Consider the following 9,305-nt stretch of genomic DNA (forward strand, 5'->3'; position numbering starts at 1 on the left):
CTTAGTTAATCTTGACTAAAAGAAAAACGGCGAATTATTGACTTATAAATCTTCTTTTCGCTTCTAAAGTAAATTTTATATATTTTAAATCGCGGAAAGTGAATCCCATAAGGCAAAATGTCTCATAAAAAAATTTCAATATGATCAATCGAATCCGAAAACAAGCTTTAAACGTAATTATCATTTTAATTTTTACGGCATTATCCGCCGTTTACTCCGCTGAAATCGTTTTAAAAGACGGCAGTTCTTTTATAGGCAAGGTTCAGGAAGAATCAGACATTCGAATCCGATTTCTTTGGAAAGAGAAGTCTTACGAGATCCCAAGAAAGGATATTGTATCGATCGACCCGACAAAGAACGGCTCCGACACTTCCTATCATTACACTTCTTTCCAATTAAAAGACGGAAGTACTTTAAAGGGGATAGTCGCGGAAGAATCTGAAAAGGAGTTAATGATTAAGACTGATCTCGGATTTATTCATTTAGATAAAAACAAAATCCGTTCCTCGGATGCACCCGAGACACTAAGCCCGATTTTAAATCCAAAATATTTGAATACCGGGGACAAAAACTGGAATCATAAAATCGGGGTTTCTTTCCAAGCTCTATCAAACGGCGCGCCGCTTGGAGCCTCCAATCCGGCGACTTATGGCGGAGCTTTTTACATTGAACCTGCTTTCTTTGAGTTATGGAAATTTAGACCTGGCCTTAGACTTGAGTATCAAGTTTCGAATTCGAATTCATCGAATTATACTTTTTTGAATCAGTTTTTTTATCTCAACCGTTCCTTTCGAATCGGAGACAGCTTAATTTGGGATTTTTATTCTAATATAGGAATTGGCTCCTCGACAATTCAGCATTCTGGAAATAGCCAAAGATTCTCTGGAACCAATCCCGCACTCTATTTTGAATTTGGTTGGCAAGGTCTACAGATTAAATCCGTTGTATTTCGCACTGGAATTCGTTCAACCTGCTTCTTTGAATCTAATGGTCAGGTTTGCAATGCAGGAATTGAAATCGGAGCCTTACTCATACTATGAAAATTTTCACTTATCGCTTTTTAAATTTGTTAAAGGACGGAAATAAGAAATGAATAGAGCCAGTAAAGTAACTTTGAGGTTTATATTTACTCTGATTTTTTTGGTGAGCTTTCTTAACTGTAAGCATGATAAAAAAGGCTCCGATTTAGAAATGTTATCGATTCTTCAATTAATTTCCGGTATCGGCGCACCTGGACCGAAACCTGAATGGACAAGATTATTTACTCAAAGCTCTCCAGGCACAATCAGTGCCAATTCGATCACTGCCGGTCAAAGCGATGTGTATATAACTGGAAATGTTTCTGCGAACCTAGATGGACAACCATTAACCGGTGTTTATGATTTATTTGTTACGAAATACAACTCATCCGGCTCAAAGCAATGGACTAGGTTACTCGGAATCGCAGGAGATGGGGCGATTCCTTATTCAATCACTTCGGATAATTCAGGGAACGTTTATGTTGTAGGAGAAACAAACGGAGCCTTAGACGGACAGACCTTTTCGGGTACTCCGGACTTTCTTGATTTTAACATCTTTGTCGTTAAGTATGATTCTAACGGCTCAAAACAGTGGACGAGACTTCTTGGAATCGCAGGAGGCGGATCCGCGCGAGCAACCAGCGTCACCTCGGATAATTTAGGAAATATTTACGTAACCGGAACTTCTGTAAGCGGTTTCGATGGACTTACGTTCGCGGGTGGTGGAACTGGATATTTTTTGGTGAAATATAACTCTTCCGGTACCAAGCAATGGTCAAAGCTATACCCTGAAAACACTTCACCTTTAGGTATTGCTTATGATAATAGCCTTGGAAAGATTTTTACAATCGGCACAACGACTGGATCTTTTTCCAACGGAATTTCTGGAACCGACTCGCTTCTGATTCAATTCGATAATAATGGAAATAAAATTTGGACAAAACAAACCGGCGCGGCTGGAAAAAATACCATTTTCAAGGGAGTAATCTGCGACAATAACGGTAACGTTTATGCAACTGGTTCCACGGATGGAAACATAGACGATCAAGTCGAATCCGGCGAAAATACTCTAGACCTTCTTCTTATAAAATTTGACGGCAACGGCAATCGGACCTGGGCGAGACAATTAGGTTTTACCGGAAGTATTTTTGAAGTTGCGAGTAAAAAAGCCGAAGGCAAAGGGATCTCGATCGGTAAAAATCAGGACATTTATGTTACTGGCTATACAACCGGAAATTTAGATAAACAAACTCACGCCGACTCAAGCAATTCAAAGCACAACGTATTTATTGCTAAGTATGATTTTAGCGGAAATAAAATCTGGACTTCACTTTTAGGAACCAAGGGTTTCAATAGCGATGCCAATTCAATAACCGTCGATCAACAAGGCCATCCTTATATAACAGGAAATACGAACGGTCCGCTTAACGGGGAATCCTTTATTGGCAATGTTGGGAATTCCACAAATCTTTTTATTTCAAAATACTAATATTTAAAATCTTTCAAATACAAAAAATTCAATGAAACATTTACTACTTTTATCCTTATTTTTTTTTACAGTTCTGTGCGGGCAATCGCCTTTGATAGATGGGGCTAATCTTGATACTCACAAGATCGATGGCTTCCCTTTGGTTATCCCAGGAGCTACAAGCGCGACTTTCATATTTAAGTGCAAAGCGGAGTCATCTGCGGCGGTCGCTTTCGGTAGAGGGAGTATCGAAGGAGTCATGCCGAGCATAACAAACTCGAAAGATCATATCGTAGTAATCAATAACCTTGAAACACAGACAAACTACTTCTATTCGGCTTTCTGTGGAGACCTTCAATCTCCTCCTAATCCGTTACTTCTCACTTTCCAAACCCTCGTAAGCGACCAGCCACAAAAGACCCGAGGAATTTGGATCGTTGGCGGCCTCGGAGCCGGTATTTCGCCTATTGCCCAAATTGATTTATATGATCCGGTTACAAACCAGTGGATTCCATCGATTACAAGTGTTCCTACTCCAAGAACTTACTCCAATATCGTTTCTCATCAGAATAAAATCTATGTTATGGGCGGCTTGGTAAAATCAGGAGTCACTTTTACAGCAGTGAATACTGTAAACGAATATGATCCTTTTAATAACGTCTGGAAAACAATGGCTTCTATGCCTGATACACATCAGGGCGGGATCGCTTTTTCGTCTGGAAACGACATATACATTATCTCAGGGACTACTTCGGCGGATATGACGACCGGCACTCTTGCAAACACAGTTTACAAGTTCACTCCTTCTTTAGGAACCAGTGGAACCTGGTTAAAGTATGTTTCTAACAGTGCGATTTTTCAACGTGTTGATATGCCAGGTTGTGCGATTCACGATACTTTGTTTTTCTCCGGTGGACGCCGAAACACGGACGGTCTTCCATTTAACACTTCGGACGCTTATATACCTAGCGGAAATACGACGACTTCTCTCGTTGAAGCGACCATCAGCCAGGCAAAATACGGAGCCGCAATGGCTTGTTATCGCCCGAATCCTAAAGACATCTATCCCGCTGATCCTGCGGCTATTTTAATTGCGGGAGGATCAACAACGTCTGACGTGTTTCAACCCCCTACCTCAGTAACCTCTTCTAATACTTTTGATTACAGTTTAGCTACGACTTCAAATTATTTAGCCGGAGGGATTCTGCCAACCGCACTGTATTTTCCCTCGATGGAAATATCTTACGAACTTAGGAGAGCTTTTCTTTTCGGGGGAGCCAATCTAACAAACGTTCCACAAGATAAAGTATATTCTATGGATTTAGGAAATCCTACAACGACCCCATGGAGAACTGAGACCACTGTCTTGCCTGTCGCTCGATACGGCCACAAAGCAGTAATCCTTAGTAGATAATTATGAAAAAAATTTTTAGTACAATCTTACTCTCCCTTATTTTTATATTTAATTCCATTCAGTCTCAAAGTGTTGGAGAGAATACTTCTTACCAGCAAATCAAAGACTATATCGATTCAAATCGAGTAGCCGAAGCGCAATCTCTTTTAGATGAATGGGTAAAAATCAATCCAAACGATGTAACTCTACAGCTCTATCAAACAGAAACTTGGATCAAGGTAGCGGATCAAAAATATAAGGAACGAAAATTCAAAACTGCATTTTCTTATTATGAAAAAGCATTTTCTAACTGGCCGAATAACCCTTCCCTTCGAGCTAGGTATATGGAATTGAAGGGCAAAAAGCTCGTTGATAACGTTTCTTCTCCAATTTTTAAAACTCGCTTCTCTGGATTTGAATCTTCTTTAAAAGAAAATACCAGTTTAACAAATTCCTTTCAAGAGATGAGTGAGTCGCTTAAACAGATCAAAATTGAAATCCATAATTTGCAAGAAAAGTCGAATGAACTTTACCTTACACTTTCCTTGATTTCGTTTTCGATACTTCTTCAATGTTTTATTCTTTTCAAAATTGGGTTTCGTCGCTAAAGACTCCCCTACCCTCTTCAATTATTTTCAATGTGTTTCAAACTGATTGTTTTTAGAAGCAAGCTCAAGTGAGGCATACACCTCGAATAGGTAACGAGCAATCGGATCTTTAACTTCAATTATTGTAAGATCCCAAGTCGAAATTTTTTCCTTAGCATTTTTAAATCTTTTTTCGAACCCTTTCGATTTCATGATCTCGTCACGAGTCCCCTTCGCTTTCGTCCCTTTCTTAGCAATCAAATAGGCCAATGATGCACTATAGTGATCCCGTCCTTTTAAATGTTGGTTCACTCTTCTGCAAACTTCATCTGAAATTCCAATATACATACATTGTCCTTTATGAGTAAACATGTATGCGCCGGAAATATCCTCCTTCGATTCTAATTTAAAATGATTCTTAACTTCTTTGAAAATTGCACCTTTCCCAAACCCTTTTTTTACAAATTTCTTCATGCTTACGGGATTCTTTTTTCTTAACTTTAAAGTAACGAGTAACTTAGGTAGCGTTTTGTTTGAGTATGTTATATAAACTGATTCAAATTTGTTCATTTTTTCGATTCATATACTCGTATAATTTTTTTTGTATGCCATTGTCTTGGGATACTATGTGCGACCTAAAATTTTGAAAACTTTCAAGTGCCTCTTGGCTTAAATCCGAAGTGTGAATATAAGGTTTCCCTTCTCCGAATAAATTTGAACTCTTTGGAGTTCTTTGATTTACTTCCTCTAACAACCTTGATTCTGTCTCAAATCCTAATCCCTTGAATGAATTTTCATAATCTTTTCTTTGAGCTCATTTATATTATGAAAAAACCCTTCATAGTCGTTACTTAGAACCCCGATCCATAACCACCAAATTCTGTATATATGCTTTTCTTGCTGGCTAATCGAGTTCATTCCCGACGATTTTACTTTAAGTTCCAATTCGAATATAGCTTTTGACAGAGAATGAGTGCCTTTGTAATCCATTATTTACTTCCACCGAAGTGAATGTTTAAATGGAAAGTTGATTTCTATTAATGAACTCGAAAATCATAAACTCTAGAAAGGATTCCGATTCTTCTAATTTCTTCTCAAGTATCCCTATCCTTTGAATTAGCTCGATAGTTAAATCCACCAATTCATCATCCTCTTTAATTCCAGATCCGCTTAACATTTCTGGTAAAAGAAACATAACTCCTTTGTAATCACCCGCCAACTCATAAACTCTTAACTGCATTAAAGAGAAGTAAGTTTGTTGAATCTGCACTTCATCCAAATTATTTATATAATCATAAATCAATCCCTGAGTTACCGAATATGATAAATCCCGGATTAGAGTTACAACAAGTTGAGCCGGGGAAAGCGAGTCATACATAGACTCATCTCTATTATTCTCGATGAAATTTAATGACCCGTTTAATGCGAAGCTTTCTTCTTTCGAACTAAGTTCCATATCTCTTTGACTCCTCGAAATATTCTTTATTAGAATAATTCCCTTTTCCTGTAAATACTACTGGGAACTTCCGAAACCGCCCTTATTGATATTTCGGTATCAATAGAGTCGATTTTTCATGGCAGAGTGACCATTAGAATATCATAAAATACTGTTTCAATTGATTTTTCCTCATGCCGCCTCTTTTTCTATTTCGTGTATCAAATTATTATAAACGATGGTATGCGGAAATTCAGAAAGATCTTCAAAGTAATGTTTGATATGCTTCACGAGTCGTTCTGGAATCCCTGATTCGAAAACGATGGTAAGTGCTTCGTATTTGAACTTAGCTTCTTTGAGATATTTTAGATCTGACGCCATAAGTCTTCTTTCCGAGTATTCTAAAAAGTCTTCATAACTTACGTTTCGAAATTCAATTCTCTTTTCTGGTTCCTTTTGTAATCCAATGTCGGATTGCAGTAACTCTGTATCCACTTTTGCCGAATCGGATCTCTTGGGATGTTCGTGTTTTCGAAATGAAGTGATTTTTACTTCAAAACGTTCCTCTACATTGTTCGAGTAAAAGTTTACTATGAAGTGATGTTTTGATTCCTCAACTGGATCGTTTATAGTCACGACTTTTGCCATTAAATCTACTTCAACTTTCAAGTTAATCAAGTGCTCTTTAGTTCCACTTGGTATGGGAAGTGAATTTATATACTGACAGCAGTTACTCCAATCCGGGGCATATTTAATTACTGGTTTTGTTTCTGTATTTTTTTCCTCTGATCGTTCAAACTTATTTTTTCGATTTTTAATTTCCTGTATTTTTTCAAGTCCTTCAAAAGTGGAAAGAATCGAATTTCTATAAGAATATAAAGAACCGATTGAAAAGGCCATACATTGCCAATACGGTAATTCACTAAATTTTTCGGCCTCTTTAATAAAGATTAATTTCTTAGTTAAAGTTCCGACGGTATCGACTGAAAGGCTATCATCTTCTTCTGACCACTTTTCTAAAATCTTAGATTCCTTTTCTTTCGTATCCTCTAACAAAGTATATTTTGATTTTGAATTCGAGTTTTCAATCTCAGACTTGATCCTTTCCCTATATAGAGATAGTATAGATTCTGAAAACTTCGCGCCTGCGCGCTTATTTTCTTTTTTATCTGTGTTTATTGTTTGTACTTTAATTTCAGACCCATCCCCTGTTGAGTGCTTAGAGTCCACTTTCTGTTGAGTGGCAGTATCAGGGTGTGGAGTGGTAGCATTGGGATGTGAACTGCTGGATTCTTCGGGGAAAGTAATATCTGCCTCTTGTTTTTCCTGTTCAAAATTTTTGATTTTGGAAATGGGTTTCGTTTTAATTTTCTTAATTCTGAAGATTTCCCGAAAGAAATTACCAAAGGCATCCAATAAATTTAAAAACGCGACTTTTCTCGAAGAATTATTTTTTGAAACTTTTGATCGGCCAAAGGACTGTGGGCTAATTACGAGGCGGTCTCGATAGATGCTTTGCTTAAAAGGATTTTTTCTGTCTTCAGATAGCCAAACGGGTGTTTCCGGTTTTAATCTGTAAATTGAGAAAAGGTGCCTTTCGGTTCCATCCTTTGTCTTTCTAAGTTCGCGGGTAATCATATTAGTTTTTAGTAGTCTTGATATTGCGTTACTTACCGATGTTTCTTTTTTCTCTAATCTTTCCCCGAATGCGATGTTTGTCATTGTGCATCCTTCAGGACGGCCTGAGTAAAAATGAATTATAGAGAAAAGAATCTTTTCTAGATCCGTAAGATTCTTTCCGTTTACAAGACCGTATTCGATTTTGGTATACTGTTCATCGATAAAAAGCGGCCTTTCATTGTTTGAAGGAAATCCGTCTGCTATCCTTTGGGCATAGGTATAATGGTCGTCGAGACTAATTGTAGCTTCCACGTTTTTATCCGTTTTGCAGTGCCAGACATACTGAGGGCGCAGCACGGCAAAGGTATTACCCTACTCTTTTAAGAAACGGGGAGCTATGATCAGGGCTTAGAGCCTTTGGGAATAGGTCCACATTTCCATATCGAATTCGGCCGTTTGTCAGAGGGGCCGCTTAGGTATGTCGCCTAAGTTTATGGGGTACATGTATAGTTAAAAATGAAAAGTTGCGTCAATTAAATTATGTCTCCTAAATGAAAAAAAGAGACATAATTTAAGCTTAGTACATGATTAGTGAATTTTGGAAGGTCGCCTGCGGGGCCTCTGACCTCCCCGCTGGCTTTTCGATATGGAAATGGTGAGTAAAATTCTCTACTCAAGAACAACCTTACTTATTTCAAAATCGAGTACAAGAATTTTATTTTGTTTTTTTACTTTTTTTTCCTGCGATCTTCGCTAGGGCACTTTCGTAGATTGATTTTTCGGTATTTAGGTTATCGATTTTTTTTTCGATGCCATTGATTAGTTTTTTTAACTGGTCGGCACTTAGTGTTTTTGCAAAAGCTGATTTGTCTTTAGTCGCATCCTTTTTATCTTCAGTCTCATTTTTTAAGGATTTCGAAAAGCTTCTTACTTCTTGTTTTTTTAATATTGTACCACTGATTGCATGTTCTTCTAATAAATTAAATACCGACCCCTTGTCCTTTTTTAGGCTAGATTGGAGGTCGACTAACGTTGTTGTTGGCAATGAAAATAAGTAGCTGTTTAATTTTGGATTATTCTTAGTTTCTTCGGATAATTTGTTAATCAATTTTGCATGTGTAATTTTTTGGTTTACCCAATCTTCGGACTTACGAAGTATTTCTGCTAACTTTTCAATTTTGTAGCCTCTTTCATTGCAAATATTAAAAATTGCAATGGCCGTTTCGCTATCGGTTAAATCTTTCCTTTGTAAGTTCTCTAATAATTTTACTTCTTGAATAGTTTCAGGTGGGATTTGCTTTATATCCGCGACGAATGCGGGTATAGTTTCTTCTTTGTTGATTTTGAATGCTTTAAGCCTCCTCTCCCCCCAGATTAGCTCATAGTGGTCGCTATGTTTCCTTACCCCGATCGGTTGGAGAAGGCCGCGATCCTTAATATTTTTAGCAAGCCCCTTAAGCTCGGCCTCGTCGAAAAATTTTCGAGGGTTGTTTGTGGATCGAATTTGGGAAATCGGTATTTCGAAAAGCTTTAATCCATTTCTTGATTTTGGCTTATTCTGGCTCGCTTTTAGATCGGCGATAATTGCACTTTCTTTATTTGATACATCGTGTTCATTTGAAGGTTCCTCGTTTTCAATACTAAAGGAGCTGGTTAAATCGATTCCGTTTTTAGAGTATTTCATGATTTTAAATAATCCTTTAAAAAACTTTAGCCGGCTAAAGTTTTTGAGAAAAGTCCGAGCTCAGACATTAATTTGTCGGCAAGCGCGCTAAACGCCGCT

8 protein-coding genes are annotated in these 9,305 nt (G+C 37.7%); 4 read left to right on the forward strand and 4 right to left on the reverse strand.

Features of this window, described 5'->3' with window-relative positions; all coding sequences use genetic code 11:
• Positions 1–140: 140 nt before the first annotated feature.
• The 4 genes from LEP1GSC052_RS02360 to LEP1GSC052_RS02375 are packed head-to-tail and all read left to right on the forward strand — an operon-like array spanning position 141 to position 4,488.
• A complete protein-coding gene (locus LEP1GSC052_RS02360) occupies positions 141–1,040 on the forward strand; it encodes an LA_3334 family protein (protein ID WP_010572162.1) in 900 nt (299 codons plus the stop codon).
• Between the two features lie 49 nt (positions 1,041–1,089).
• Positions 1,090–2,508 (forward strand): SBBP repeat-containing protein, encoded by a 1,419-nt coding sequence (locus LEP1GSC052_RS02365; protein WP_010572163.1) that lies wholly within the window; start codon positions 1,090–1,092, stop codon positions 2,506–2,508.
• A gap of 31 nt (positions 2,509–2,539) precedes the next feature.
• Positions 2,540–3,901: a Kelch repeat-containing protein gene (locus LEP1GSC052_RS02370; RefSeq protein ID WP_020985523.1), complete on the forward strand. Its 1,362-nt coding sequence runs from the start codon at positions 2,540–2,542 to the stop codon at positions 3,899–3,901.
• Between the two features lie 2 nt (positions 3,902–3,903).
• Complete coding sequence (locus tag LEP1GSC052_RS02375) at positions 3,904–4,488, forward strand: tetratricopeptide repeat protein (RefSeq protein WP_010572165.1); 585 nt, start codon at positions 3,904–3,906, stop codon at positions 4,486–4,488.
• A 27-nt stretch (positions 4,489–4,515) separates the two neighbouring features.
• Here the strand turns inward: LEP1GSC052_RS02375 and LEP1GSC052_RS02380 are convergent, their stop codons facing one another.
• From LEP1GSC052_RS02380 to LEP1GSC052_RS02405, 4 genes are all read right to left on the reverse strand, one after another.
• Positions 4,516–4,941, reverse strand: coding sequence for a GIY-YIG nuclease family protein (locus LEP1GSC052_RS02380; RefSeq protein WP_167593873.1), 426 nt, complete (start codon positions 4,939–4,941; stop codon positions 4,516–4,518).
• A gap of 541 nt (positions 4,942–5,482) precedes the next feature.
• Positions 5,483–5,923: a hypothetical protein gene (locus tag LEP1GSC052_RS02395; protein ID WP_010572168.1), complete on the reverse strand. Its 441-nt coding sequence runs from the start codon at positions 5,921–5,923 to the stop codon at positions 5,483–5,485.
• Between the two features lie 171 nt (positions 5,924–6,094).
• Positions 6,095–7,834 (reverse strand): hypothetical protein, encoded by a 1,740-nt coding sequence (locus tag LEP1GSC052_RS02400; RefSeq protein WP_010572169.1) that lies wholly within the window; start codon positions 7,832–7,834, stop codon positions 6,095–6,097.
• Between the two features lie 403 nt (positions 7,835–8,237).
• Positions 8,238–9,206, reverse strand: a complete 969-nt coding sequence (locus tag LEP1GSC052_RS02405) for a ParB/RepB/Spo0J family partition protein (RefSeq protein WP_020985508.1) — start codon at positions 9,204–9,206, stop codon at positions 8,238–8,240.
• Positions 9,207–9,305: the final 99 nt, after the last annotated feature.

The sequence above is a fragment of the Leptospira kmetyi serovar Malaysia str. Bejo-Iso9 genome, assembly GCF_000243735.2.
GTDB classification, from domain to species: Bacteria; Spirochaetota; Leptospiria; order Leptospirales; family Leptospiraceae; genus Leptospira; species Leptospira kmetyi.

Coding starts and splice junctions, on each gene's coding strand:
- LEP1GSC052_RS02360 (WP_010572162.1), top strand. CDS start 141: ATGATCAATCGAATCCGAAAACAAGCTTTAAACGTAATTATCATTTTA.
- LEP1GSC052_RS02365 (WP_010572163.1), top strand. CDS start 1,090: ATGAATAGAGCCAGTAAAGTAACTTTGAGGTTTATATTTACTCTGATT.
- LEP1GSC052_RS02370 (WP_020985523.1), top strand. CDS start 2,540: ATGAAACATTTACTACTTTTATCCTTATTTTTTTTTACAGTTCTGTGC.
- LEP1GSC052_RS02375 (WP_010572165.1), top strand. CDS start 3,904: ATGAAAAAAATTTTTAGTACAATCTTACTCTCCCTTATTTTTATATTT.
- LEP1GSC052_RS02380 (WP_167593873.1), bottom strand. CDS start 4,941: ATGAAGAAATTTGTAAAAAAAGGGTTTGGGAAAGGTGCAATTTTCAAA.
- LEP1GSC052_RS02395 (WP_010572168.1), bottom strand. CDS start 5,923: ATGGAACTTAGTTCGAAAGAAGAAAGCTTCGCATTAAACGGGTCATTA.
- LEP1GSC052_RS02405 (WP_020985508.1), bottom strand. CDS start 9,206: ATGAAATACTCTAAAAACGGAATCGATTTAACCAGCTCCTTTAGTATT.